The organism is Oribacterium sp. oral taxon 078 str. F0262, assembly GCF_000160135.1.
Classification (GTDB): domain Bacteria; phylum Bacillota; class Clostridia; order Lachnospirales; family Lachnospiraceae; genus Oribacterium.
This window is the reverse complement of sequence record NZ_GG729938.1, coordinates 86,360-111,117: the sequence shown is the minus strand read 5'-3', so window position 1 is coordinate 111,117 and position 24,758 is coordinate 86,360. Positions and strand designations below refer to the sequence as shown.

General features: G+C 44.1%; 26 protein-coding genes and 4 pseudogenes. 3 read left to right on the top strand and 27 right to left on the bottom strand.

Annotated elements, in window-relative coordinates:
- Positions 1 to 335: integrase core domain-containing protein (locus GCWU000341_RS13310; protein ID WP_155812868.1), on the top strand; the 335-nt coding region annotated here is incomplete at its 5' end.
- Here the strand turns inward: GCWU000341_RS13310 and GCWU000341_RS12310 are convergent.
- Positions 279 to 890 (bottom strand): CHC2 zinc finger domain-containing protein, encoded by a 612-nt coding sequence (locus tag GCWU000341_RS12310; RefSeq protein ID WP_009216396.1) that lies wholly within the window; start codon positions 888 to 890, stop codon positions 279 to 281. The genes GCWU000341_RS13310 and GCWU000341_RS12310 overlap by 57 nt on opposite strands.
- Before the next feature lie 72 nt (positions 891 to 962).
- Positions 963 to 2,213, bottom strand: a complete 1,251-nt coding sequence (locus GCWU000341_RS12305; RefSeq protein ID WP_009216395.1) for a hypothetical protein — start codon at positions 2,211 to 2,213, stop codon at positions 963 to 965.
- A 132-nt stretch (positions 2,214 to 2,345) separates the two neighbouring features.
- On the opposite strand from GCWU000341_RS12305, the gene GCWU000341_RS12300 reads away from it, so the two are divergent.
- Positions 2,346 to 2,684 (top strand): transposase, encoded by a 339-nt coding sequence (locus GCWU000341_RS12300; protein WP_040654424.1) that lies wholly within the window; start codon positions 2,346 to 2,348, stop codon positions 2,682 to 2,684.
- 29 nt (positions 2,685 to 2,713) lie between these two features.
- Positions 2,714 to 3,601, top strand: coding sequence for an IS3 family transposase (locus GCWU000341_RS12295; RefSeq protein ID WP_009216393.1), 888 nt, complete (start codon positions 2,714 to 2,716; stop codon positions 3,599 to 3,601).
- Between the two features lie 540 nt (positions 3,602 to 4,141).
- Here the strand turns inward: GCWU000341_RS12295 and GCWU000341_RS12290 are convergent.
- The 25 genes and pseudogenes from GCWU000341_RS12290 to truA all read right to left on the bottom strand — a co-directional run bounded on the left by GCWU000341_RS12290 (position 4,142) and on the right by truA (position 24,745).
- Complete coding sequence (locus GCWU000341_RS12290) at positions 4,142 to 5,020, bottom strand: DNA-methyltransferase (protein ID WP_009216391.1); 879 nt, start codon at positions 5,018 to 5,020, stop codon at positions 4,142 to 4,144.
- 13 nt (positions 5,021 to 5,033) lie between these two features.
- Positions 5,034 to 5,759, bottom strand: a complete 726-nt coding sequence (locus GCWU000341_RS12285; RefSeq protein WP_009216390.1) for a PaeR7I family type II restriction endonuclease — start codon at positions 5,757 to 5,759, stop codon at positions 5,034 to 5,036.
- 23 nt (positions 5,760 to 5,782) lie between these two features.
- The gene (locus tag GCWU000341_RS12280) at positions 5,783 to 5,989 is read right to left on the bottom strand and encodes a helix-turn-helix domain-containing protein (RefSeq protein ID WP_009216389.1); all 207 of its coding nucleotides are present in this window, start codon (positions 5,987 to 5,989) and stop codon (positions 5,783 to 5,785) included.
- A gap of 119 nt (positions 5,990 to 6,108) precedes the next feature.
- Complete coding sequence (locus GCWU000341_RS12275; protein WP_050762011.1) at positions 6,109 to 8,028, bottom strand: recombinase family protein; 1,920 nt, start codon at positions 8,026 to 8,028, stop codon at positions 6,109 to 6,111.
- A gap of 82 nt (positions 8,029 to 8,110) precedes the next feature.
- Positions 8,111 to 8,794, bottom strand: a pseudogene (locus tag GCWU000341_RS13305) (type IV secretory system conjugative DNA transfer family protein); the annotation flags it as partial.
- A 151-nt stretch (positions 8,795 to 8,945) separates the two neighbouring features.
- Entirely contained in the window at positions 8,946 to 9,299 is a 354-nt protein-coding gene (locus GCWU000341_RS12270) for a cupin domain-containing protein (protein WP_007593636.1), read from the bottom strand.
- Between the two features lie 2 nt (positions 9,300 to 9,301).
- Positions 9,302 to 10,735, bottom strand: coding sequence for a peptide-methionine (S)-S-oxide reductase MsrA (gene msrA / locus GCWU000341_RS14495; protein ID WP_009216386.1), 1,434 nt, complete (start codon positions 10,733 to 10,735; stop codon positions 9,302 to 9,304).
- A gap of 62 nt (positions 10,736 to 10,797) precedes the next feature.
- Positions 10,798 to 11,583 (bottom strand): alpha/beta fold hydrolase, encoded by a 786-nt coding sequence (locus tag GCWU000341_RS12260; RefSeq protein WP_009216385.1) that lies wholly within the window; start codon positions 11,581 to 11,583, stop codon positions 10,798 to 10,800.
- Between the two features lie 66 nt (positions 11,584 to 11,649).
- Positions 11,650 to 13,129, bottom strand: a pseudogene (gene mobQ / locus GCWU000341_RS12255) (MobQ family relaxase).
- A gap of 241 nt (positions 13,130 to 13,370) precedes the next feature.
- A complete protein-coding gene (locus GCWU000341_RS12250) occupies positions 13,371 to 13,691 on the bottom strand; it encodes a DUF3847 domain-containing protein (protein ID WP_009216383.1) in 321 nt (106 codons plus the stop codon).
- Positions 13,692 to 13,763: 72 nt separating this feature from the next.
- The gene (locus tag GCWU000341_RS14055; protein ID WP_009216382.1) at positions 13,764 to 13,961 is read right to left on the bottom strand and encodes a transposon-encoded TnpW family protein; all 198 of its coding nucleotides are present in this window, start codon (positions 13,959 to 13,961) and stop codon (positions 13,764 to 13,766) included.
- 80 nt (positions 13,962 to 14,041) lie between these two features.
- On the bottom strand, positions 14,042 to 15,880 hold the full coding sequence (locus tag GCWU000341_RS12240; RefSeq protein WP_009216381.1) for a recombinase family protein: 1,839 nt from the start codon (positions 15,878 to 15,880) through the stop codon (positions 14,042 to 14,044).
- Positions 15,881 to 15,939: 59 nt separating this feature from the next.
- Positions 15,940 to 16,236, bottom strand: a pseudogene (locus tag GCWU000341_RS12235) (conjugal transfer protein TraG); the annotation flags it as partial.
- Positions 16,233 to 16,724, bottom strand: coding sequence for a PcfB family protein (locus GCWU000341_RS12230; RefSeq protein WP_009216379.1), 492 nt, complete (start codon positions 16,722 to 16,724; stop codon positions 16,233 to 16,235). The pseudogene GCWU000341_RS12235 and the gene GCWU000341_RS12230, both read right to left, overlap by 4 nt.
- A gap of 33 nt (positions 16,725 to 16,757) precedes the next feature.
- Positions 16,758 to 17,051 (bottom strand): annotated as a pseudogene (locus GCWU000341_RS13300) (DUF4313 domain-containing protein); the annotation flags it as partial.
- A gap of 12 nt (positions 17,052 to 17,063) precedes the next feature.
- Entirely contained in the window at positions 17,064 to 17,771 is a 708-nt protein-coding gene (locus GCWU000341_RS12220) for a DUF3846 domain-containing protein (RefSeq protein ID WP_009216377.1), read from the bottom strand.
- Between the two features lie 9 nt (positions 17,772 to 17,780).
- On the bottom strand, positions 17,781 to 18,314 hold the full coding sequence (locus GCWU000341_RS12215) for a hypothetical protein (RefSeq protein WP_207635074.1): 534 nt from the start codon (positions 18,312 to 18,314) through the stop codon (positions 17,781 to 17,783).
- A 17-nt stretch (positions 18,315 to 18,331) separates the two neighbouring features.
- Complete coding sequence (locus GCWU000341_RS12210) at positions 18,332 to 19,246, bottom strand: ParB/RepB/Spo0J family partition protein (RefSeq protein ID WP_009216375.1); 915 nt, start codon at positions 19,244 to 19,246, stop codon at positions 18,332 to 18,334.
- A gap of 81 nt (positions 19,247 to 19,327) precedes the next feature.
- Entirely contained in the window at positions 19,328 to 20,173 is an 846-nt protein-coding gene (locus tag GCWU000341_RS12205) for an ATP-binding protein (RefSeq protein ID WP_009216374.1), read from the bottom strand.
- On the bottom strand, positions 20,170 to 20,844 hold the full coding sequence (locus GCWU000341_RS12200; RefSeq protein ID WP_009216373.1) for a helix-turn-helix domain-containing protein: 675 nt from the start codon (positions 20,842 to 20,844) through the stop codon (positions 20,170 to 20,172). The genes GCWU000341_RS12205 and GCWU000341_RS12200 overlap by 4 nt, the downstream gene beginning before the upstream one ends.
- Complete coding sequence (locus GCWU000341_RS12195; RefSeq protein ID WP_009216372.1) at positions 20,825 to 21,010, bottom strand: hypothetical protein; 186 nt, start codon at positions 21,008 to 21,010, stop codon at positions 20,825 to 20,827. Before GCWU000341_RS12195 ends, GCWU000341_RS12200 begins: the two co-directional genes overlap by 20 nt.
- Before the next feature lie 19 nt (positions 21,011 to 21,029).
- Positions 21,030 to 22,073: a DUF5688 family protein gene (locus GCWU000341_RS12190; protein WP_009216371.1), complete on the bottom strand. Its 1,044-nt coding sequence runs from the start codon at positions 22,071 to 22,073 to the stop codon at positions 21,030 to 21,032.
- A 430-nt stretch (positions 22,074 to 22,503) separates the two neighbouring features.
- On the bottom strand, positions 22,504 to 22,896 hold the full coding sequence (gene rpsI, locus GCWU000341_RS12185) for a 30S ribosomal protein S9 (RefSeq protein ID WP_009216369.1): 393 nt from the start codon (positions 22,894 to 22,896) through the stop codon (positions 22,504 to 22,506).
- Positions 22,897 to 22,910: 14 nt separating this feature from the next.
- Complete coding sequence (gene rplM, locus GCWU000341_RS12180; protein ID WP_009216368.1) at positions 22,911 to 23,339, bottom strand: 50S ribosomal protein L13; 429 nt, start codon at positions 23,337 to 23,339, stop codon at positions 22,911 to 22,913.
- A gap of 605 nt (positions 23,340 to 23,944) precedes the next feature.
- Entirely contained in the window at positions 23,945 to 24,745 is an 801-nt protein-coding gene (gene truA, locus GCWU000341_RS12175; protein WP_009216366.1) for a tRNA pseudouridine(38-40) synthase TruA, read from the bottom strand.
- Positions 24,746 to 24,758: the final 13 nt, after the last annotated feature.

The following is a 24,758-nucleotide window of genomic DNA, read 5'->3' as shown; positions in this document are numbered from 1 at the left end:
CCCTGGAAAACCAGAAATCCATCAGCGGCAGCCTTATCTTACATTCGGATCAGGGATCACAATATACATCTAAAGAATTCACGGATTATTGTGCCTCTGCCGGCATAACCCAGAGCATGAATAAAGCTGGTTATCCTTATGACAATGCTCCTATGGAGCGGTATTTCAACACCTTGAAAAATGAGCTCTTATATCTACACGAGTATTCATCTGAGGAGGTGCTATACTCGTCCATCGATGAATTTGCATATGTATGGTACAACCATGTGCGACCTCATTCATACAATGGATATAAGACACCATTTGAGGCAAGGACTGGAATATCGAATTATTAAGCCATACGTGTTACAAAAAAGCTTGACCACTACACTTGAACCGTAAAGTAGAAGGTCCAGAAGGTACTCTACATATTCCCTCTGGTGCATGGCCTCGACGAACAGGGGATGCAGATCCTCTGTCGGAGAACGAGGCGCGTATTCCTCTGCCCACTGGTTCAGGAGACGGAAATAGTCGCAGTAGACACCGTACACACGGTCCACTGACTGCTCAAATTGCTGTCGCTCCGTCCGTTCACGCTTGGCTTTCTTACGAATGCCAGGCTGAACGCCCGGCCTGTTTTCCGCAGTCACCGTGAGGCCCATATCTTCGGTGAGTTTCACAGCGGCATCGTAGGGCGGTAGGTCAAACAGCTTCGATACAAAACGGATCACGTCGCCCTTTTCCTGACAGCCGAAGCAGATGAAATTCTGATCGACCTTCATGCTCGGATTCCTGTCATCGTGAAACGGACACTTCATCATGCCGTTCCGGCCGACCTTAAAGCCGTAATGCTCAGCAGCCTCTCGGGTGCTGACCTGCTTTTTCACCTGCGAATAGAATCCCAAATACATCACCTTCTTTCTTTGCCGGGCATGAAAAAGCGCCTGTCTTCATCGGTAAACCTGATCAAAAACAGACACTTCTCAACGCTCGATATTCTGTTGTTTCTTCTTCCGGGCCGGATTCTGTTCGGTCCTTCTTGCGGCATTGGCGGCATCGGCCACGGCGCGGTTTCTTGCAAGCAGCTCCCGGATGGATCTCCGGATCGGCTCCTTAGCTTCGTTCTTGCTTTCCGGTTCCCGGAAGATCTGCTTCAGCTTCGCGCTGATCGCCTGTGTCATGCCGGAGAATGTCTGCAAAAGATTTCCGAAGATCTGGTTGGCGAACTTTTTCTTTTCCGGGGAGAGTGCCGGATCACTGACCACCTTTTTCCCATGATGCATGACCAGATCGAAATCAGCGTTATGGGTTTCCTCGACCACCTTCTCAGTCACCACTTCAACCGCTTTCTCATAGGCCACCTCGGAAACTTCTTCAACAAAAGCTTCAGTGTCCTTGATGCGGACCGTGATAGATTTAAGTTCGGCTTCCTTTGCGGAAATCGTCTGGTCCTGAACCGCGATCTTTTCCTTTTGCTTCATCAGGATGTAGTCCTGCTTCTCCAAATACTTCCGACCACCATATTCCGGCTCATGATCCAGATGAAGTCCGTGCTTCTCGCAGATATCGAAAAGCATGGCACGGCAGGCAGCATCGAAAGTCATTTTTCTGTTGTTCAGCTTGCCGGGTTTCTGATCAGGATTCGGAAGGTCGAACCCCAGAGCTTCGAGTGCTTTTTCCTGTTGAGGCGCGATCTCGCCATAACGGTTTTCACAATCGAAGACGTGCCGCTCATGGATGTGCGGTGTCGCTTCGTCCAGATGCAGTGACCAGTCCAAGATGTGGATGTGATCTCCGAACCGTTTCTTGAATTCCTCAAAGAACTCTGCCGCGATCTCTGCCAAAACCTCCGGCGGGACGGAATGCTCCATCGTGCCGATCTGGATCACGGATTCTTCCGGGCAGGTCTTTTTATCCTTCCAGAGATCGTCCGGCGATCTGTCTCTGCTCGAATGTCCGCTCTGCCTGTTTCGCTCATGCTGACCGTTGCAGTACTCGCCGTAATGCTCATGATAATAAGCACGCTCGATCTGCTCGAAGGAATAAACGATCTTGTCTTCCTGTTCCTGATCGGTGGGAAAGTGAAATCCCTGATAACAGTCCCAGTACACATTCTGCTTTGCCCTTTCCTGATCGATGTGGTCACTGTTCCCGATGTCGAAGCGGCGGTCATTGTGCTTCGGATTGTAAGTCCCATGCTTGCCGGACCTGCCATTGTGTCTTGTCATTTTCATCGATTACTATTCCTCCTCGTTTTTGAAAATCATGCTTTACCCCTGCCTCATAAAACTGATGCTGTATAAATAAAGTTGACATCTTATTCTCAAGGATTTCATTATAATCAAGAAAATAAGGAGGCGTTTACGGTGGCAACTAACAGACAGTACGATCAGGAGTACAAAATCCAGGCAGTTAAGCTGGCAAAAGAGATTGGCCAGGCAAAAGCTGCACGTGAACTCGGCATCCCCAAAAACACGCTCTATACATGGATACGCGCTAATAGGCTCGGAAATCTGGATCTTGGAGCGGGATCCCAGACCCCCAAAAGTGCTATGACCCTGAATGAGGAGCTGATCACCTTACGGAAGCAGGTCAAAGATCAGGATAAGGAAATTCGTCGTCTTAAAGAAGAAAACGAGTTCCTGGAGGAAGCCGGCGCTTTTTTCGCCGCAAGCCGTCTGAAGTCAGCAAAAATGAAAGGCTGAAATATATCGCTGTTAAGATAGAAGGCGGCATGATGAAAGGGAAACTTACATTCTACTGTCGGATGCTTCATGTGAGCCGCCAGGCATTCTATAAATACCTGCAACGTAAGGATCGGCCTTGGAAATATCAGAAGCTGGCCGATGCTATGCGGGATATCCTAAAGGAAGATGAATGTAATGATACCTATGGTCGTTCCAGGATGCGTGATGCTCTTCTGCAGAAGAAGCCGAAGGATGTCGATATCCCGAGTGAGCGGACCGTCTATCGAGTAATGGAAGAAATCGGCATCAGTCATCGTCCAAAGCGTAAGCCAAATGGAATAACGAAAGCCGACAAGGCTGCTCGTAAATCGGATGATCTGCTCAAGCGGGATTTCAGGTCAACAGAGCCACTGACAAAATGTGTTACGGACATAACCGAAATCAAGGCGAGTGATGGGAAACTCTATGTTTCTGCTATGTTTGACTGCTTCGATCTGGCTGTCTTAGGACTGGCAATGGCTACCAACATGAAGGCTCCGCTGTGTGCCCGAACCCTGAGGAATGCTCATAAGGCTTACCCGGGGATCGAAGGTGCGATCTGCCATAGTGATCGCGGAGTACAGTACACCAGTGATTGCTACCGTAGAGCCGTACAGGACTGCCATATAACACAGAGCATGAACAGTGATGGTGGCCGTTGCCATGATAATGCTCGTTGTGAGAGCATGTGGGCGAGAATGAAATCTGAACTCTTATATGATCGCTATGACACCGAGAAGATGACTGTAACTGAGCTAAAAGAGCTCATCTGGCGTTACTACATGAGCTACTGGAATAACCGTCGAATCTGTTCCGCAAATTGTTCCGCAAATGATGGCCTTCCACCCATGGTCAAGAGACAACAATACTATTCATCTTTACAGGAAGCAGCTTAGGGTTGCAAATCCTTGAGGAAAATCTGTCAACCATTATTGACAATATCAAACCCCGGAAAACGGATCACGTGTCGGCAGGTAATACCCAGTATTAAGTGTCGGTTCCCAACACTTAACTGGGCGGGGCCTTGCCCTCGACCCGCGCCGGACGCTTCGCCCCAGCACCCAGATAAGAGACTGCCGCCTCTTAACTCTGCCAAAGGGAACCGCGTTCCCCTTGCCCCCTTGCTCCGGCAGTGCTGAATCTCGCCGTTTGCCCGGCGGCTCGTTTCAGTCCTTCCGGTTTTTTGCGGAACCGTTCACTGGACGGTCCCACAAAAAATAGCCGCTGAGTGTTTCGCTGCCATCCGCAAATGAACGGTAGGAGCGAAGCTCAACGGCTTCCTCATCTGACCGACCAGGTCGGGGCCTTGGTCTTGGTCATATTCGGTTTTCACAGGATCGCCATGCGACTGATCCTGTTCAATAGATAAAACAAAAGCCCTCAACTTTTCACGGTTGAGAGCCTAAGTTTAAGAATCTATGGCAAAAATATTTAGTTCAAGAATTAACGACGTCCTTTTTTCTTGATTCGTAACTATCCGGTTCCTTGCTAATGTCGTAATAATGAACGTCGTAAATGTGAAACAATGTCTTTTCCTTCTCAATCCTATCCAGAGTATACCTACAATAATACTCCTCAGCTTCTACGCCAACAGCAGATCGACCTTCATTGATTGCTGCTAGCATCGTTGTGCCACTCCCACAGAAAGGGTCTAAGACAACATCATCGACAAAAGAGAACATCTTTACAAGCCTTGTTGCAAGTTCAAGCGGAAATGGAGCAGGATGACCATTTCTTGTAGAAGCTCCCGGCATCTCCCATATTTGAGTGAACCAGCTTTGGAAATCCTCTTTATCTATTTTACTTTTTTCCCTTTGTTGTTCTGTTGGCTTTCTATATCCTCCAGGCTTTCTTTCCATAAGGATATATTCCATGTCATTCTTTATAATCGCATTTGGTTCATATGGCTTTCCTAGTATAGAACTGTTAGTATTCGCTTCGAATGCCGCATTTGAAATCTTATGCCATAAGATGGGATTCAAATTATCGAAACCAATTCTACGGCATGAGACTGCTATGTCTGAGTGCAGAGGCATTACTACATGCCTTCCATACTTTCTTCTTGAGAGACATACATCACCTACGACACAAACGATTCTTCCTCCAGGAACAAGAACGCGATAACATTCCTTCCAAACCTTTTCTAACTCATCGACAAACTGCTGGTAATCATTGATTATCCCCAGCTGATTATCTCCTCTGCGATACTCTTTTAAATTAAAGTATGGTGGCGAAGTAAGAATTAGATGAACGCTCCCATCTTTAATAAAACTAAGGTCTCGCGAATCCGCATGAAATAATACATTCTGCGTCATTCGAGTTCCTCCCTTAATTGCCAAAATGTGACACAACTGCCCCAATCATCGAACGAATGAATTCCATACATGATAATTCTTCCCGTGGAAAGCTATAAAAAATCCGCCCTTCCTGAACTCCTGTCGTGGTAAAGCATGCGCCACTATACTGTCGTTCTAATAACAGCTTACTACAGAAGATTTCATAACGCTCTTTATATGAAGCATCCACAAATTCTTGCAAAACAGGAAAATGTGGCGATCTCACCCTCACCGGTTCATTAGACCTTGCGCAATCTTCAAGAACCAAGAAATAACCCAACCACGGAGCTTTTTGAACTCCAAAAACTCCTTCTCTGTAGGCGGTCCAAATATCAAGAGCGCCTCCCATAGCTTCCTCTGTTCGGTTATTGAAATTGTTTCCAAAGGAAGGCCCAACTTGACTTTTAAACTCAATGGCAATTACAAGTTCATTATTATCAACGACAAGCAAATCCCATTTCTTATTAGGCCTATAATACCCGGGAAGCTCCACATCTGAACTTGTAAAAATGCATTCTCTCGGAACTCCGTTTATTAGAAGGATATCTCGGATAAGATCAACAAATCCATCCAGCTGTTTCCCTCCTGTCACAGCACCTCGATTTCCTTGATCATGAACTCCAGATGCATTCTGTCGAGATATTTGACCTGTACGAGTAGCCCAGAAAAACTGGATAGCACTTCCGATTCTTTCTTCAAAATCATTTGGTAATCTCATTTTCGACCTCCGATGAGCTTGTTTCACTTGTTTTCTGTGATTTCCATAATGTCGCTTATATCACAACGCAGTGCTTCACAAATCTTGACTAAAATATCTGTAGTGACGTTTTCGTTCTTTCCCAGCTTTGCCATAGAAGCATGACTGATGCCCGCAGCAACACACAAATCCTTCTTTTTCATATCTTTGTCTATAAGCATCTTCCAAAGCTTTTTATAACTGACAGACATACAGACCTCTCATAATAGAACTCTCTGTTTGCTGAATTTAATTCAGCTTTTGCTGAATTTCTTGACCATCATACCACACATGGGAGGTTTTCGCAAGCGAATCAGTAACATATCAATTTTTAATTGTTTCCCAACGTTCCAGTCGGAAGCAAATAGTTGTGGCCATCATAAGTCTCACCGACATGGACAACTGTTGGTTCTCCTTCAGGGCAATCGGCAACCATATAGAAGATCCCGTTCTCCTTATCTTCCTGCCGGATCTCTTCCTTCATGGCTTCGATCTTGGCCTTCTTCTCGGCTTTAATCCTTGCTTCATAGGCTTTCTGCCATCCGCTTTCCTTGCGGCGCAGATAGGCGGCATGGGCCTTCGCTTTCTTCTTGCGCTCGATCTCCATAGCTTCAAGTTCTTCAGCCGTCGGCTCTTTCACGAAATCCGGTGGGAGATATCTGCCAATGAAATTGAAGTAGATCTCTATTTCCTGTGAACAGTTGATGGACCCCTTCACATCGCGTTCATGGACAAGGATCTTGTCGATCAGTTCCAGAAGCATCTGGTTCGTAAGCTCCTCAAAGTTCGCGTACTTGTCGATCAGTGTGATGAACCGCTCAGCATTGTGGGCATTCTTGTTGTACTCCTGAACTGACTGCTCACAGATACGGACTTCCTCGACCAACTTCTTACGCTCAGCCTCATAGGATGTGGACAGGAACATATAGCGTTCATCAGGGAGCTTGCCAAGGATATTATCCTCATAGATGCGGCAGATCAGCTTTTCCAGTTCATCCAAACGGCGGTTATCAGCATCGATGGTCTGCTTCATTTTCACGATATCGGCAGAGTATTTCTTGTCCTGTGCCTCGATGACGGTTCTGGTAAACGCTTCACGATCGATCTTGGAATACTCGGCTATCGCCTTGAGCAGGTCCTTTATAAGGATCAACACGTTTTCCTCTGAGATCCTGTGCTGTGTCGGGCAGAGCGTTCCGACCGGGACCTTGGAATAAGCGGAGCAGGTGTACTGGGCCTCGCGCTTACCATTGTTGACCCTGTGGACGTACATCTTCGCGCCGCAGTCAGCGCAGTACATCAGGCCTGTCAGCAGATGGACTTCACCCCAGCCGTCAGGATATCGCCGGACATTACTGCGGATCTTTTGGACCAGATCAAAGGTGAGCTGGTCGATGATCGGCTCCTGCGTATTCTCGAAGATCACCCAGTTGTCCTGAGAAACATAATGGCTCTTCTTGTCCTTGAAATGCTTCGCGGTCTTGAAGTTGACCGTATGTCCCAGATATTCCGGCTTCCGGAGAATGCTTACAACGGTCGAAGAGGACCAATTATAAGGATCCTTGAAGGTCTTGCTCTTGTTCAGGCCCTGACCGAACCTCGCCATATGGACGGCGGGGATCTCGACCTTATCATTCTTCAGGATCTGAGTGATCTGGTATGGCCCATATCCCTCGATAGTCAGTCTGAAGATCCTGCGGACCACTTCGGCAGCTTCCTCGTCTACGATCCAGTGATTCCCATCGTTTTCATCTTTAAGATATCCATAGGGGCAGGTGCTTGCGACGTGTTTGCCGGAGTTGCCCTTGGCCCTGAACACGGACTTGATCTTCTTGGACGTATCCCTTGCGTACCATTCGTTCATGATGTTCCGGAAGGGAGTAAAGTCATCGTCGCCCTTGAAGGTGTCTACACCGTCATTGATAGCGATCAGACGTACCCCTTTCTGTCGGAGCATCTCCATGATCTGGCCGACTTTCAGATAGTCGCGGCCCATTCTGCTCATGTCCTTGATGCAAATTATTCCTACATTTCCTTTATTAACCTCATCCATCATTTCCATGAATCCCGGACGGTCGAAGCGGGTGCCAGAAATCCCGTCGTCAGTAAAATGCACCGGACAAGGCAGGTCGTTGGCCTTCGCAAAGTCCATGAGCATTCTTTTCTGGTTGCTGATACTGTTTGATTCGCCCTGAAGCTCGTCGTCCCGGGACAGACGTTCGTACAGCGCTGTGATGTTGCCTTTCTGCATAGCAACGTCCTCCTTTCTCGATTATGTAAAAACCTCTAAAAACAGCCTCAACACGGACTTTGTTGTCTCTTGTGTTAAAACTACTCTTAGAGGTTATTACACCGGCAGTTAATTTAAACTTTGCATACTGTCTTACCGCAAAGTGATTTGGTTTTTTCTGTTTCAGCGCTTCAAACATCTGATCTACTGGATTTTGGAAATTTTCATCATCTTCACGAACTTCCATTGCATTCAAAAACTCGATCAACGTTGCAAAGTTTTGTTCATCCTGCGGTGCTTCGTAATGAATATATCCAATCAAAGCACAATAAAGCAGTGTCTCTGCTTTCGTCCAAAACTCATCTCCGGCTTTTCCATCCCCTTTGGTATTGGAAATCAGCGTGGTAGTTAGTTTCAGAATGTCCTTTTCACTGTGGATATATGAGAACGGATTGTAATGCATTGATTTTCTGAAATTGATGGTATTAAAAATGCGAACATCATATCCTTTTTTCAAGAGAAAGTGTCCGCAATCAATAACGATATCCCCTTTGGGATCGGTAATTACATAAGAACTGTGTCCCTGCAACAGATTCGGCTTAAGCCAAAATCGCGTCTTTCCGGAACCAGATCCACCGATAATCAATACATTTTTATTTCGTGCATTCGCCGGATTCTTCGGCCTGTTCCCCATCATCAGCCGCTCTGTCTGTGTCAATATCACATTGTTTTTAAATTCAGGATCTATAAATGGTTCAATGTCTTTTGCCGTTCCCCAGAGAGCGTTTTGTCAAGTACCTTTTTTGATTTATTGACGCTTTTATTTTGAAAAAATAAATAAGAAAAAACAGCAAACCTTTGTGATTTACTGTTTCTAAAATTGTTCTATTCAATTAGACAAACTGGAATTTATCAAAACACATTCAAAAAAATGTATTTCATTCGCCTATAGGATCATAATCTGCCGGAACCGGTGCAACGATACTCACAAAAACTATATCCTCTGTTCCTGTGTTCATTGCGCCGTGACATGCACCTTTAGGAGAAACGATAACCTGTCCTTTTTTTAAGGGAATCTCTTTATCCGGTTCGGGATAGAATATTCCTTCTCCCTGTAAAATGATCCAGATATCATCAGAATTGTGGTGACGGTGCTTCTGCAAGGTTTGTCCCGGTTTAATCACCCACACCGACCCTCCTGTAGATTCTGTTTGGTAAAAAGGTGTTTTCTTTGCAGCTTTTTTGTCTTCTTGTTTTACCATGTCCATTTCATAGATTCTTTTTTCTTCCATTGCTATATGCCTCCTTGTATTGATTTTTGATTATTCTTACTCAAAGAGCTTCCGATACTCCCCATACCCTTGTTCTTCCAGTTCATCGTAGGGAATGAATCTAAGAGCTGCCGAGTTGATGCAATAACGCAGCCCGCCGGACTCGCGGGGACCATCGTTGAACACGTGACCCAGATGGGAATCCGCGCCGCTGCTGCGCACTTCCGTCCGGACCATACCATGTGAAGTGTCCACGGCCTCAGTGACAGCATCTTCCGCGATCGGCCTGGTGAACGCCGGCCAGCCACACCCGGAATTATACTATACTTGTCCATGGATGTAAAGAGCGGTTCGCCGCTGACAATGTCGACATAAAGGCCCTTTTCAAAGAAGTCGTCATACTCGCCGGTGAAGGCGTACTCCGTGGCGGCGTGCTGTGTGACCTCAAAGGCCAAATCGCCGATCCGCACCCGAAGTTCATCTGCAGATTCTTCTGCGCTGTTTTGCTGAAGATCAAAGTAACTGCGCGGGATATGGCAGTAGCCGCCGGGATTCTTGTCCAGATACTTCTGGTGATACTCTTCTGCGGGGAAGAAGTTTTCCAACGGAAGCAGTTCAACAGCAAGCCTGGCTCCGGCTTTCTCTTCCTCCGCCCGATAAACCGCTTCGATTTCCGGAAGCTGGTCTTCTTCCGTATAATAGATCCCCGTCCGGTACTGGATGCCTCGATCATTGCCCTGTTTGTTTACAGAGAGCGGATCGATCACCATGAAATAGTAATTCAGCAAATCAGTCAGAGAAATTACAGCAGGGTCATAGTCGACCCGCACTGTCTCGGCATGCCCGCTGCTGTTACAGACGTCCTGATAGGTCGGAGCTTCGTCAGGTCCGTTTGCATAACCTGCTTCTGTTCGGATTACGCCGACAAACTGATCAAAGAACTTCTGCGTTCCCCAGAAGCAGCCGCCTGCAAGATAGATTGTTTTTATATTCTCCGGTATCTCCATAGTAGTTTCTCCTGTCACGATCTCTCCGGACCAGGTGTTGATCCCGCCGAATTCGTAGATGTTGGTATATCCCATGTCCGCAAGCTTTTGCGCTGCTTGCTTGGATCTGTTCCCGCTTCGGCAGTAAATCAGGATGATCTGATCCAGATCCGGGAGTTCTTCCGGCCGCTCCGCTTCAATGCTCTCATTTGGAATTAGAATTGCGCCAGGAATATGGCCTGCATCGTATTCATCTTGCCTGCGGGCATCTACAATCACATGCCCGTCATCCCGGGTCATCATCTGCTTTGCCATATCTTGATCGATCTGATGATAGCTCTCGACCTCTTGCACTGAACCGGCAGTATTTACCAAACAACCAGTCAGAAGAAAAATGGTCATCAAAATCAAAAACAACGGTCTTGGAACACCTGAGCGCCCTTTTTCCACTATTGCTCTCATCTTTTTCATTCTATGTTACCTCGGTAAATTCAAATTTGTCATATAACTTTATAATTTAGGTTTAGGTTTTATTAATAAATATTGTTTTTCAAAAATGGATTAACCAGAGCCATCCACTCTAAAGGTAGATAAGCTGATAAATATCCATGATTATAACCTTTAGCTTCATACAGAGTACAATTGGGATGCATTTCCTTAAATAGCTTAGCCGACTCCTTAACGCAACTCATTTCTTTTTCACCATAAATATATAAAACCTGTGCTTTACTTTCTGTAATAGCATTTTTAAGTGTATATCTTCCCATATATGTTTGGTACATAGTAACTAATGTTTTAATGGGAATCCTTGGCATATCCTCCATATAGTAATTTTCTATTTCTTCTGGATAAGCCATATTGGGATACATTTTTTTCATTAAACTCAACTGGATTTTGCATGCTACTTTGCTAAACATAAGTTTTCCAAATAACTTTACAATAACTATATTAATTCTTGCTAATTTGGGTTGAGGAATACAAATACTCCCATCTATTATTGCTTTATGAGCTATATCACTATCTAATGACAATAACTCAATTGCAATTTGACCGCCCAGAGAAACGCCACCCACAGCAAACAATTTCCCATCACAATTATTCTTTATATAATCCATAATTTGCAGTGCAGAATCTTCAGTTGAAATGTAATCTTTTTGATATTCTTCTCCATGACCATTAAGTGTTGGTAAAATTACATGGTATTTATCGGATAACATTTGAGCCTGCCGAAGATAATTCCACCAGGAATTACCTCCGCCATGTATCAATAATATATGTGGAAAATTTTTATCACCAAATTCATGAAATATCATATTCATCACCTACACAACTTCCAATTTGTTTCACTTAATATCTTGAATATTTTATCATATTTTTACTTAGTTTTATAGCTCTAATTCTTGTTTCTTTGCCTGTGTTATTTCTCTGTTTTCTTGTTGCAAATTCTCTATACAGCTTCTAACACTTTCAGCTTGTTCCACTTCTTTCCGTAGGTCTATGATTTGAGAATACAGACTATCTTTTTCTTTCTTCAAGGCTGTTACTTCCAATTTCAATTTGGATATATTTAAGGATTTGCTTTCGCCTAAATGTTCTTTCAAATACTTCCTTGCACTTTCAAATAAAATAATCTCTGCGGTATGTTCATTGTAGAAAGTATCCTGTTTATTTTTCTTTAGTTTGGTATAGGCTTTGTAGATGTCCTTATGCTTCAAATATTTCTCTGCTTGGTCGATAAGTTGTGTTTTTTCATCAATCTTCTTTTCGGTATCTTTAATAGTTCTTGTGGTCTTGTAATTCTTATCTCTTAAAGTAACCATGCTTTCTTTCAGTTCAGATACGGAAGTGATATTTTTCTCTTTGAGTAGCTGATAACTCTCAATATATTTTTCTAAGCCTGCATTATTCTTATCTGCATTTTTACGGATAAGATTTTCAAAAACTGATAACAGATTTTCTTTGGGTGTGAAGGTGGACTTTATATTTTCGTTTTCTGTTTTTTCTTCTTTGCCTATTCCTCTTATCCAATTTAGTAATGCTTTTATTCTTCTTGAGATTTCTCTTAAAATCGCATTTTGATGTTTGATTTCTCGGTTGATATTTCCTCTATTTCCTCTGTCTGTGGCTATGCCTTTCTTTTCCATTTGACTTGCTGATACTCCTAAATGAATGGTCGGTATTTGTTCTATGCCCTGTCTTTGATAAGAACGATGGTCAACTTTATCATATATGCTGTTTTCTTCAAGATATTTATTTGTAATGTCTGCCCATGCTTTTCGCCAATGCTCTGCCTTGTCTTGCTTGTTCCAATCGACTGTATCTATTTTTCTTGTTTTGAAATTTCCATTTTTTAGTTTTACTTTTTCTCCGTTTTCATCAAGGATATATTCCTTTTTTGATTTTGCTCCCCATGTTGTATCTTCGTTTAGTGGTCGCATGGTTAGTAGGATATGTGCATGTGGATTTCCGTCATTTTTATCGTGTAATGCAATATCGGCACACATACCGACTTCTACAAAATTTTCTTTTACATATTCTCTTACAAGATTTATTTGTTTTTCTCGGTCTAATTCTTTAGGTAGAGCAACTTCAATTTCTCTTGCAAGCTGTGAGTTTTTACTTTTTTCTATTTTCTCGACACTGTTCCATAATGTTCCTCTGTCTGAAAATTCCTGTGGTGCATTTTGTGGTAATAGAATTTCAGTATGGGCTATTCCGCCTTTTCTTGTAAAGTCGTGGACTATGCCGTCATATTCATTTTTTATCTTTTCGCCACTTCGATAGGCGGAAGCTGCAACTGCACGCAACTGCACTCTTGCCTTTGCCTCTTGAGATAATTTTGATACTGAGATGATATATCGCCATAAGGGAACACCTCCTTTCGTTTCTCTGATACTTTGGTGTGGCGATGAATAAGACTTCCTAAAGAAATCGGATAGCTTTTTATCCGATTTCTTTTGGGAAGTACACAAGGGGTAGGAAATTTATTTCCGTAGGGGAGTGTAGCTCCCCTGTATCAGCGTTAGCTGATATGCCCTCTGCTAAGAGCCTTCGGAGAACGCACGCACCTGTTAAGGTGTATATGTGCGCCCTTGTAAACAAGGGACTACTGCTCTGTTTCCGTTACTTTCTCTTGTTTTTCTATGTTTTCTTCTTCCGTTTTTTCTCTTTTCTCCATGATTTTTAGGATTTTTTCATTTATCGCTTCTTTGATATTTGGGAATGTAATTAGCTGATAAAATTCATCTTTGGTAAAATCCTTGCTTTCGTTAAAGATACTTTCAAAAACTGCTCCTTTTTCATAAAGCCTTTTATCTCTTTTCTTTCGTTCTTCCTGTTTCTGCTGACTGATGAGTTTTTTTCTTTTGTTTTGTAACTGCTTAATTTCCTCTTCTGCCATTAAGATTTTTTCATCTATATTTTTCATTTTCTGTTCTCCTTTCTGATTTTTAGTAAAGAAAAAACAGTAAACCGATTTGATTTACTGATCTCATTTTGTCTATTCTTTCCGCTCCGATTTCACTACCTTTAACAGCTTATCTTGAAATGTATCCTTACTGTTTGGGTCAAAATATATCTCTGTTACAAAAGTTTTTCCTCTAATCTTTTTTATCATGATATTGTTCGGCTTCTGGGGTATGGTCTGTTCTTTTACTGTCTGTATTTTATCGTTCTGTGCTTCTTGTTTTTCTGTCATTCAATTCCTCCTTTTTACTTGCACAAAAAAAGATTTCCTGCAATTAAGAAACCTCTTTTCATTTTGATTGATATTTAATTTTAGGTTGTCGCTTGTAGCTTCTTTCTTGCCCTGTATTCTCGTGCTTTTATCCGTTCATACTCTCTGAATTTTTCAATATTTTTAGCTCTATAATCTTTGGAATATGCCCTATGATATGCTCTTGATTTTTCTTTCTTGGCTTCTTCTATTTCTTCTCTCATCTGTATCATTTCCTGTTCTGTCGGCTCTATATCTTTTGTGAGTTCATTTTCAAATTTTCCGATATAGTTGAAATACACTTCTATTCGCTGAACCGCATATTTTGCTCTTTTAACATCTCGCTCATGCACTACAATTTTACTGATAAATTCATTGATGGCGGTAGAGGTAAGTTCTTCAAAGTCTGAATAGCTTTCTGCAAGTTTGATAAAGTTCTTTGCTCTTTGGTTGGCATTTTCAAATTCAGATAAGTGTTCCTCTATTTTCTCTTGTTCTGCTTTTAAGCTGTAATATTCTTCTGCATACTTCCTTGATAGTAATTCATAGCGTTCCCTTTCGATATTGCCCAGTGCATTGTCCTCATACAGCTTATTCATAACTCTTTCTATCTGTTCCATTCGGTCTGTAATTTGCGGGATACGCTTTTTCTGTTTCACTACTTCTTCGGTCTGTTCTTTTGCAAGACTGCTTTTTACCAATACCTCAAATTCTCCTTTATTTGCTAATGAATACTTTGCTATCTTTCGCAAAACCTCTGTTAGATTTTCCATCACATCATCGACATCAATGCGATGTGGAGAATGGCATTTAGGGTGCTTAGCTTTTCCTTTGGCATATTCACTGCAATAGGTTACATGCTGTACCTTATTGTTCTTGTGTATGGTGCGTATGTGCATTTTTGTACCGCAATCTTTACAGTACATCAGTCCCGATAATGGGTAGATTTCTCCATCTCCGTTTGGTCTTTTTACCGGTGCATTTTTTAATATCCGTTGTACATTTTCATAGGTACTTCTATCTATGATTGGTTCGTGTACATCAGGGATTATTTGCCACTTGTCTTTATCTACATAATGGTTTCGCTTATCTTTATAATGCTTTTCAGTTTTGAAGTTGACTACATCGCCACAATACTCCTGTCTTTTCAGTATGCGTGTTAAGGTTGCTTTGTTCCAGTTATAGCGGTTTTCTTCATTCAGCTTTCTGTTTTTCGCCGTTCCTCTGTCTTGCTGTTTCATATAAAAGGTCGGGGTTAGTATTTCTTTATCTTTCAAGTAAACGGCTATCTGATTTCTGTTTTTCCCATCCATAAACAGTCTAAAAATGAGTTTTACGACTTCGGCAGCTTCTTTATCGACTATCCAAAAATCTTTGTTGTTAGGGTCTTTTATATAGCCGTAAGGGGCTTCTGTTGCAACTGGCTTTCCGCTTGCTCCTTTGGTCTTAATGCCTGTTGTTACTTTCTTGCTGATGTCTCTTGCATACCACTCTGACATGATATTGATAAATGGGGCAAATTCCAATGTATTTTGGTCTTTACTGTCGATACCGTTGTTGATGGCAATAAAGCGTACATTGTTTCTACGGAATATCTCCATCGCATTTCCTACTTGGAGATAATCTCGTCCCCATCTTGTCATATCTTTCATAATGACAATGCCGATTTTACCGTTTTCCACATCGCTTATCATCTGTGTATAGGCGGAGCGGTCAAAGAACCTACCGCTTTCATCATCGTCGATATAGTGATGAATATTCATAAGCTTATGCTGTCTTGCATATCGCTCTAAAAATGCCTTTTGATTTACAATACTGTTGCTTTCGCCGCCGTCCCTATCCTCATCACCAACTGAAAGGCGGGAGTATAGCGCAGTGATTTTGGTTGCATATTCCATCATGGCGTTATCCTCCTTTTTTGTGTCTATATATCACTCCTGTTCAGTTAATATTATGCAACCCAGCGAGCAGAACCATACTCTACATTGTGACGATACTTCTTAGCATTTTTGCCTTTCAGATAAACGGCAATTCGAATAGCCGCACCACACAGTAACCCAAACAGCAAATCTGTAGGATAGATACTCGGTAAGGGATTTTGGAATGCTATGCCAATCATTGTCATAAAAGAAAGTATCCTGGCTGACATATTCATCCCCTCAGCAATTCTCCACGCTTCTGCCAAATTCGTAGCAAATAGGCTTAACAAGATATATGGCAGACTCAGAATCAAAAGCTTTCTCGTCTTATTGCTCATAGATCACGCTCCTGACTCTTATAACGAATCTTATCCGGCATAATGGCTGCCACCATTTCTTTCAGCTTCGCAAGCTGCTTGAGTACGCTCGGTTTCTCCAGCCTTTTCATTTTCTGATTACTAAACTCTGTAAATGCGGCGGTAAGAGCATCTGCATCTCTAGCTTTAAAAAACACCATATACTTTGGCGGAATCACTCCCTTATCTTTCGTAATGGCATAGTCCACACCATATTTACGAGCCACCTGTTCAAAGCCTTTTAAATCCGTCTTGGAGATGTCAATATTAGTCACTCCCTGGTTCTGACCGATTAGTTCCTTAATGCTCTGTTTGCCATGTGCTGGCAGGTCTTTGACAGCAGCGTTCTTTGCTTTTGCCTTTTCATGGTGAGCCTTCCACAGCTGGAAGCCACGAATGATCGTTCTCGCAGATAGCTTTGTTGTACTGACTACCAAATGGACGGTTCTGTTTTCAATTTCTTCCTGCATCTGTACCCTCCTTCCGTATTCAATTAGTGGCGCTTATCGCTCCATATCTTTGTTTTTCTTCTTTGCCGGTTCGGTCTTTTCAGGCATTCCATGATCCTTCATGAATTTGGATACTCCTTTTGGATCAAATTCTTTAAGCTTCTCCATATCAAAAGCCACTGCCTTATAACTGCCATAGCCTGACTTTCCTTCAAATGAAAGGATTTCACCCAGCTTATTTTCCTGGATGAAGTTCAGAAGATCTCTGCTCATATCACCGGAAATAAAAGCTTCATTGGGTTTAAGCGTATAAGCCGGAAGATTCACCGTCATATCTGCAAACGGCTCAGGACCGTCTTCTCAATAGCTGGTGATGCCAATATGGAGTCCACCGCCGTAGGCATAATCTGCCACATTTAGAGATACCGTTTCTTCCCCAAACTCCCAATTCAATGGGACTTTCTTCACTTCTTCCTGTACCGATGAATCAGACGGCTGTTCCACCTGATCATCCGTAAGTGGAATGGCCATCACGCTACGCCCCATTTTTACAAACATCTCCGGTTGATGAAACATAGCCTCAAATTTATCCATCTGCTCTGGTGTCAAAGAACCAAAGTTTTCGTCCGTCAGACCCACAACAAGAAAGTCTCCTGCAATTACATCGTACACATCCCCATCTTCGCTGCGGAGCGCACGGTTAAGTGACAATCCATTCAGCTTTCCTTCCTCATTCATAACAAGTCCAACCTCTTCCGAAAATGGATAAGTGACCTCAATATATCCGCCTACTGCCTTCTGCAAATCTTCCAGCTCTGTACCAATCGAAATCTTTTCCGGATATGCATTCGGTCGTATAAGCAGCACCTTGATTTTCTCTTTTGGCATAGAACACTCCCGTTCCTCCACCGTATCAAAAGAAACTTCGGTAAAATCCTCTGCCCCAAGAACATAATCCTGATGATTCCAGGCATCCGTCACCATCTGTTCTGCTTCATACCGCGACTTCGCCTCCACGGTTACTTTTCTCTGAAGTGTTTCTTTAATCATCACATCATATTCCTTCATGGCTCCTCCTTATATCAGACGAAATGCCGGGATATTCTGATCATCCACGCAAATCTCCACCTCATTACAAAACGCATAATCAACTGCACAGCCAATGGTGTCTTTATCAATATCCACGTCGTTTCCATTCTCATCAATTTCATAAATCAGCATCGGTCCGATCAAATAATCTGCATCCCCAAGAGTGACTACATCATCCGGATCAAAGGCTGCAATCAGCTGTCCGTCAGAAATTACTGCAACTTCAGAAAACTCCTTATCCGGATATTTTTCTTCCACTTCATCTTCTGTAATAACCAAGAAATCACCCTCCCTATCCATGACGATCATGACTGCAATTTTTTCTTCAAACGCTGTTTTCTCAATTTTTTCAAGTACAAGCAAGCGAGAAGCGTCAAGCAGATCCACCAAAACACTTCTGATAAGGTCTTCACTTTTCTCAATCACTTTCATCGCATTATCCTCAGCAGTAAGAGTATTTTTCTCACAATTACATGTTCCACATTTCTCAAAAGTGTTACCCATATTCATCTTTTTCTGCATTCTCAGTTCCTCCATTTTTATCGTTCTATATCTCGTTGCCGCTTCTTCTGCCACTGATCAAGCAGACGAATGATTGTGTCCTGCATCTGCTTCGGTGTATAGGACTTCGGAAAATATTTTCGGATTGTCGCATGATCCAAAGTAACCTTTGTCATATCATCCTTCTTGATTTCATTCATTACATCGCACATGGTCTCCAAATTGCAGATACCTTCCTGGCTCATATTCTTTATGCGCTGAGCCTGTGACAGCGATGGCGTTGTCTGGGCATAATCCATCGCTTCCAGAAATTCTTTCTGTTCATCCGGTTTCAGATAAGACAATTCCACAGCCGGATTGAACTTGATTTTCCCCTCATCCACCTGGTCTAAGATTTCTGGAATCAAATTGGTAAGACGGATATATCGAAAAATCTGGTTCTTACTTGTCCCTATTTCCTCTGCCATAATTTCACTAGATTTTTTTCCATCTAACTTGTTCCCAAGTTGGGAATAAGTTAAGTCTCGCCTCTCCCCTTGATGATTCATCGCCTCCAGCTTCATCTTGTAAGCATATGCCCTTTCACTGGGAAGAATTGTCTCTCTCTGGATGTTGGAATCCACCATGAATATCACAGCTTGATCATCGTCCATATTCCTTACTTGCACCAGCACAGTCTCAAGTCCTGCAAGGTACGCAGCCCGAAGTCGTCTGTGACCGGAAATCACTTCATATCCGCCATCCGTATCAGGTCTTACAACCAGCGGTTCAAGTATCCCGATCTGCTTGATACTCTCCACTGTCTGTTCCATCAACTCGTCATCCAATACCTTAAACAGGTGCCCTTCAAAGGGATGTAATTCTGACAGCTTTAAGTCCAGGTGTTCAATATTAACCGCAGCGTCTTCGACTGATCCATTTTTTTGACTTTCTGTAGCTTTTGTTTTTGCCATACCTCTTCTTCACCTCCTCCCTATGTCTATAAATGTCGTTTTCATCTTCCCAAAACCTGCAAGTATGCTTATGTTTACGCTTCACAGCTCCAGTACCTCCTTTATCGTGTCTGTCTTTGAACGGCTGATTCCCTTTCTGCGGTCTCCTCCACTGATATTCAATGGCGTACACATCTCTAAAATGCGACTGTAAATACGAGCATGAGGAACATCAGATGGGTTTCTCATCTCTGCAATCGTTAGATTCGTTGTGATAATAAGAGGAAGTCCTGATTTATAACGCTCATCAATCACTGCATATACTTGTTCCAGTGCATATTCCGTACTGCGTTCAATCCCCAAGTCATCAATGATAAGAAGCGGAAAATTAGAAAAGGAAGCAATATACTGGTATCTTTCCTCCGAATACATTGCTCCCATCTGATTCAATATTTTTGAAAAATTAGTCATCAGTACGGGGATCCCCTGTTCCAATAGTGCATTGGCGATACAGGCAGCAAGAAATGACTTCCCGCTTCCTACTTCTCCCCATAACAAAAGGCCAAGGTTGTCTCCCCTGACCTTCTTCCAATTTTTCACATAGCGTTTTCCTATCTGGATATCCTTGCTATTCTCTGCAACATCAAATCGCCATTCTAAAAGATGCTTTTCTTGAATACCATTCGCTTTAAGTTTCTGGATTCTGCGAAGACGCTCCTCCTCTTCCTGCCTTTTCTTCTCCCTTTCCATTTCCCCCTGCCTACATTTACAGATACAACTGACAATCGTATCTTTTCCATTAAGACTGATACGGCACTGCAAGGGCGTATGACACTTGTTGCAATGAATCAATCCATTTTCTCCAAGATACTCGTTCTCTTTAACCTCTCTCCGGTCATTCATCTTGGATATAAATGAATCAATGAAATCTCCTACTTTTTCACTCATAGGCTTTCACCCTCCTTAAATTCATACATTGAGGGACTATATGTCTGCTTTTGCGGTTTCTCTCTTCTTGCCCAGTTACGAATAGTGGCCAGATGATTTTTATAAGATTTACCTGTAGAAGCCATATACTCCGAAAGACGCTCGATACGTTCTTCATAGTCATAGGGAAATTCCGATTGAAGCCTGCCAAGCTCTTCCTCCGATAGCAGCACATTTCCATACACACCATGTTTGTGGCGTATCTCTTTATTCTTTGTTTCTTTTATCTCTTCTTTCTTTAATTCATTAGTACTTAATTGTGTCGCGTCCTCCAACGCAGGCTCAGCCAATATTGGAGCTTCCTGTGTTGGCTTTACCACAGTAGGAGAATCCGACTTAGGCGGGACTTCATGGATCACATATTCCACTGTACCCAGCTGCCCTGACGGAAGCCTCTCTCTGGTTCGAGTAAGATACCCATGTTCTTCCAGTTCACGAAGTATCGTCATAATGGCATCTCGACCCTCTACACAAATGGCTGCAAGACCATTCACGCTGTAATTCCAGCTGTCCGGAAAACTGATACACATGGCAAGAAGTCCCTTAGCCCGAAGGCTCAATGTGCTATCTTTCAATGGAATGTTGCAGATGGTGGTGAAATCCTTATTCTTTTCAACTCTGATGACGGGCATAGATATCACCGGCCTTTACTGCATCGCGATGAGCAGCCCTGTCTTTCTGGACAGCTTGATCTTTTCCTATCTTTGCACCATCTGCATTTCTGCCGCCATACCTCTCACCGTTATCCTGCATCATACGTTCATAGGCTGCCAAACGACCTGTCATAAAATATTTCATTCTCCTCACCTCAACTTTCTTACAGCTCCATATCAGCTTTACTCTTTAAATCAGATCCCCTTGTAACAAACTGAATATCTTTCTGCTTATCCTTTAAATCTTTGAGTACAGAAGATCTATCTCCTTCTCTCTCTTTATCTGCCTGTCTTGCTTCAAACTTATCCCCACGCTCAAAGATTCGTTCCTTCGCATCATAGTGACAGACCTGATCGGTAAGCACATCCGCAGGATCGACTACATCGCCATTGATGGCTGTGACCATATCCTTAAGTTCCTCGGCACTCATCTCTCCCTTATCCGGCATCACTAAAACTTCGTGAACGGATGAAGGAAGAATAAAGAAATTGCCACCTGTTTCTTTAGCAAGCTGATCCATCATCTCCGGATAAAACATTGCACAAGCCCCTTTGATTTTATCTTCCGTTGTTACAACCAATAATGGCGGCGCAGACTTTTCCACCGTTTTTACAGGTACATCCATCATTTCAGCAAGAACTTCTGAAAGCTTCTGTACCTTTGCCGGTCGCATATTGACAGAATTAGCAATCGCATCCTGATACAGCTTCTCTGCCGTGACTCCCATGGCAGCCATCAGCTGATTGGAAATCAGTGTGCTGGCAATCGCTCCATCTTTCTCTGCAACCTGAATGCTATACACCATTGCCATGTCTTCCATTTGTACATGGGGAAGTTTTTCCAGCATGGCTGCATTTCTCTCCGCCCCCACCACCTCTACAAACAGCTTCGTTTTTGTCTGCTCATAATTTGTGATGGTATGCACATCAAACTGAGGAGAATCCTGTACAAATGCCGTGGCTTGATTCAATGCATGGGAGAGTACGTTCTGGTAACTGGCTCCGTACTGCATCTGTTCATACAGGGCATTTGCATTGATGTTCATTCCAACATTTCTGTCTGCCGGCGTCACAGTCAGTGCCGTATAGGACTGCCCCTGCATCTTTTCCACTTCCTGCTTCTGCACATGAGCACCCGGCGGACCGTCCTCCAGTGCAACTTTCAAGTTATGCTCCAACTTTTCTGTGAACTCATTGAAATCCATCATTTAATTAACCTCCTGTTTTTGAATTTCATTTGTTTCCGTTCCTTTTCCGGAAACAAAAAAGAGCGCCAACTCATTCTTCAACTTTAAAGAATGAGCTGACGCTCTATGTAAGTTCATATTTATTTCAAACAGATATCGTATTAGGACAAACTGTGACAAAGTTAAATCGGATGTAAAAGTTCTCCCCAAAATCAAACTCTGAAGTTTGAAATCCTATTGAATTTTAACTCTGGATCACCTACGATTTGGACCACTCTGCTCACATTTTTGGGTCAAAAATAGCTGTTGGACCACTTGCTCACGCCATTTTTTACATCAAAAAATGCCAAATTGGGATAAACGATACCAGAACTTTTGGGCATGAAAAAACCCCGGAAAACCTTGATTTTCCGGGGGCGGTGAACCATCTTGGTATAATCTGAAAAGTCGATTATCGCTTGCTGAACTGCGGAGCACGACGGGCGGCCTTGAGACCGTATTTCTTTCTCTCCTTCATCCTGGAATCTCTCGTCAGGAAGCCGGCCTTTTTCAGAACCGGTCTGAACTCTACATCCATCTCGCAGAGCGCGCGGGAGATCCCGTGGCGAATCGCTCCGGCCTGCCCGGTGTAACCGCCTCCTCTTACGTTGACGAGGATGTCCAGCTTGCCCTCGTTCTGCGTCAGGACGAGAGGCTGCTTCACGATGGTCTTCAGGGTCTCCAGACCGAAGTACTCATCGAGAGTTCTCTTGTTGATCGTGACCTTTCCGCTGCCCGGCATGATATAAACTCTGGCTACAGAACTCTTCCTTCTGCCCGTGCCGTAATTTCTGTTAGTCGCCATTTAGATATCCCCCCTTAAATAGAAAGCGCAACCGGCTGCTGCGCCTGATGCTTGTGCTCCGGTCCGGCATAAACGAACAGCTTCTTGTACATCTGTCTGCCCAGCGGTCCCTTGGGAAGCATACCCTTGACTGCCAGCTCAATCACCTGCTCCGGCTTCTTCGCCTTCATATCCCGAAGTGTGGTCTCCTTCATGGAACCGACATAGCGGGAATGCGTGCGGTAGAGCTTCTGATCCAGCTTCTTTCCTGTCACATGGATCTTCTCCGCATTGATGACGATGACATAGTCGCCACAGTCAAGAAACGGGGTGAACGTCGGCTTCTTCTTTCCGCGAAGAACGGAAGCGATCTCTGACGCAAGGCGCCCAAGCGTCTTGCCGTCTGCATCTACCAGATACCACTTCCTCTCAATAGTAGAAGCTTTTGCTACATAAGAATTCATAACAACCTCCTGTATGCAGGCTACTTACTCTGGTCCAGCCCTTGGACTGATTTCAGTATTTAATGTAGCCCGGGCTCTCGCCCTGCTTGCTGTATAAGTCCCCTCTTCCCCGGCCGAGCGATCGGTTTGCTCCACCATAGGGCGCTCCCATTCCGACTGCCGCGTACAGGCGATCCGCCGAAAGAATCTTTCGGAGCAGCTGTGACTGCCTCCCGGAGTGAAGCTCCTCCCAAAAAGGAGCTCGGCTGCTGCCTTCCGGGCGATCCGGGCCCTGAGCACAGCGGAAAGCGGAAAATCACAAGAGACTTATCTTCATGATGATGCCAGAATATGGCATGGGCGTTTGCTGTCTGCGGGCAGACAGCTTTATTATTATACGTAATGCCCTCTTCCCTGTCAACAGGACTTTCCGGCATAGGTCCTAGCCAGCGGCAGAACGGGCACCATTGCTTGTACGGACGTGCAAGGCGGCGGATGAAATGCGAATCCCTGTTATGGATGTGGATGGCAAACTGCGAAGCAGTCCCTGTGACGGATCTCTTTGCCGCTGCCAAAGACTTCAGCATGAGAGTTCCGCGCGCGGCAGCTCATTTCCGCGCTGCCCTTTATTTTCGCTCTGCCCCGCTGAGATTTCCCTCCGGCAAAGGGGAATCTCCCTCGTAGCAAAGCGCCAGGAGGCAGAGCCCCTTTGCGGGAGCGGTGAAGCCGGCCCGCCTGCGGTCCCTCGCCGCGAGGATCTCCGGAATCTCCGCTGCCCTTCTCCTTCCGGAGCCGATCTCAAGAAGCGTTCCCGTCAGGATACGGATCATGTGGTAAAGAAAGCCGCTTCCCTCGAAGTGGAGGATCAATTCCTCCCCTTCCTCCCTAAGGGAAAGCTCGTAGAGCGTCCGGACAGCGGCCCCCCCGTGCATAAGGACCTGGGAGTCGGGATTGGCAAAGCTCCGAAAGTCATGCTCTCCGACAAGCTCCTCCGCGGCGAGACGCATCTCCGAAAGAGAGAGCGGAAAGGAAAAGGGAAAGCAGTAGAGCCTTTTCAGGGGATCCGGAATCCGGGATCGGCCGATCCGGTACTCATAGACCTTTTTATGCGGGCTGAAGCGGGGATGGAAGTCTTCCCCCGCCTCCATAGAGCGGAGGATACGGATGTCCTCCGGGAGACGGCAGTTCAGCGCCATCGAAAAATTCGCTCCCGGGATGCGGCTCTTTGTATCAAAGCAGGCGGTATTTTGTCTTGCGTGGACACCGGCATCCGTGCGGCTTGCGCCCGTAAGTCCAATTTCCTCCCCCGGGAGAAGCTCAGAGAGAGCGCGGCGAAGCTCTCCCTCTATCGTGCTCTGTCCCTCCTGATACTGCCAGCCGTGGTAATTCGTGCCGTCATAGGCGATATCCAGACGAATCCTTCGCATTTCAGCTTCTCCT

Coding starts and splice junctions, on each gene's coding strand:
- GCWU000341_RS12310 (WP_009216396.1), bottom strand. CDS start 890: ATGTATTTGGGATTCTATTCGCAGGTGAAAAAGCAGGTCAGCACCCGA.
- GCWU000341_RS12305 (WP_009216395.1), bottom strand. CDS start 2,213: ATGAAAATGACAAGACACAATGGCAGGTCCGGCAAGCATGGGACTTAC.
- GCWU000341_RS12295 (WP_009216393.1), top strand. CDS start 2,714: ATGATGAAAGGGAAACTTACATTCTACTGTCGGATGCTTCATGTGAGC.
- GCWU000341_RS12290 (WP_009216391.1), bottom strand. CDS start 5,020: ATGACGCAGAATGTATTATTTCATGCGGATTCGCGAGACCTTAGTTTT.
- GCWU000341_RS12285 (WP_009216390.1), bottom strand. CDS start 5,759: ATGAGATTACCAAATGATTTTGAAGAAAGAATCGGAAGTGCTATCCAG.
- GCWU000341_RS12280 (WP_009216389.1), bottom strand. CDS start 5,989: ATGTCTGTCAGTTATAAAAAGCTTTGGAAGATGCTTATAGACAAAGAT.
- GCWU000341_RS12275 (WP_050762011.1), bottom strand. CDS start 8,028: ATGCAGAAAGGCAACATCACAGCGCTGTACGAACGTCTGTCCCGGGAC.
- GCWU000341_RS12270 (WP_007593636.1), bottom strand. CDS start 9,299: ATGGAAGAAAAAAGAATCTATGAAATGGACATGGTAAAACAAGAAGAC.
- msrA (WP_009216386.1), bottom strand. CDS start 10,735: ATGAAAAAGATGAGAGCAATAGTGGAAAAAGGGCGCTCAGGTGTTCCA.
- GCWU000341_RS12260 (WP_009216385.1), bottom strand. CDS start 11,583: ATGAATATGATATTTCATGAATTTGGTGATAAAAATTTTCCACATATA.
- GCWU000341_RS12250 (WP_009216383.1), bottom strand. CDS start 13,691: ATGAAAAATATAGATGAAAAAATCTTAATGGCAGAAGAGGAAATTAAG.
- GCWU000341_RS14055 (WP_009216382.1), bottom strand. CDS start 13,961: ATGACAGAAAAACAAGAAGCACAGAACGATAAAATACAGACAGTAAAA.
- GCWU000341_RS12240 (WP_009216381.1), bottom strand. CDS start 15,880: ATGATGGAATATGCAACCAAAATCACTGCGCTATACTCCCGCCTTTCA.
- GCWU000341_RS12230 (WP_009216379.1), bottom strand. CDS start 16,724: ATGCAGGAAGAAATTGAAAACAGAACCGTCCATTTGGTAGTCAGTACA.
- GCWU000341_RS12220 (WP_009216377.1), bottom strand. CDS start 17,771: ATGAAGGAATATGATGTGATGATTAAAGAAACACTTCAGAGAAAAGTA.
- GCWU000341_RS12215 (WP_207635074.1), bottom strand. CDS start 18,314: ATGCAGAAAAAGATGAATATGGGTAACACTTTTGAGAAATGTGGAACA.
- GCWU000341_RS12210 (WP_009216375.1), bottom strand. CDS start 19,246: ATGGCAAAAACAAAAGCTACAGAAAGTCAAAAAAATGGATCAGTCGAA.
- GCWU000341_RS12205 (WP_009216374.1), bottom strand. CDS start 20,173: ATGAGTGAAAAAGTAGGAGATTTCATTGATTCATTTATATCCAAGATG.
- GCWU000341_RS12200 (WP_009216373.1), bottom strand. CDS start 20,844: ATGCCCGTCATCAGAGTTGAAAAGAATAAGGATTTCACCACCATCTGC.
- GCWU000341_RS12195 (WP_009216372.1), bottom strand. CDS start 21,010: ATGAAATATTTTATGACAGGTCGTTTGGCAGCCTATGAACGTATGATG.
- GCWU000341_RS12190 (WP_009216371.1), bottom strand. CDS start 22,073: ATGATGGATTTCAATGAGTTCACAGAAAAGTTGGAGCATAACTTGAAA.
- rpsI (WP_009216369.1), bottom strand. CDS start 22,896: ATGGCGACTAACAGAAATTACGGCACGGGCAGAAGGAAGAGTTCTGTA.
- rplM (WP_009216368.1), bottom strand. CDS start 23,339: ATGAATTCTTATGTAGCAAAAGCTTCTACTATTGAGAGGAAGTGGTAT.
- truA (WP_009216366.1), bottom strand. CDS start 24,745: ATGCGAAGGATTCGTCTGGATATCGCCTATGACGGCACGAATTACCAC.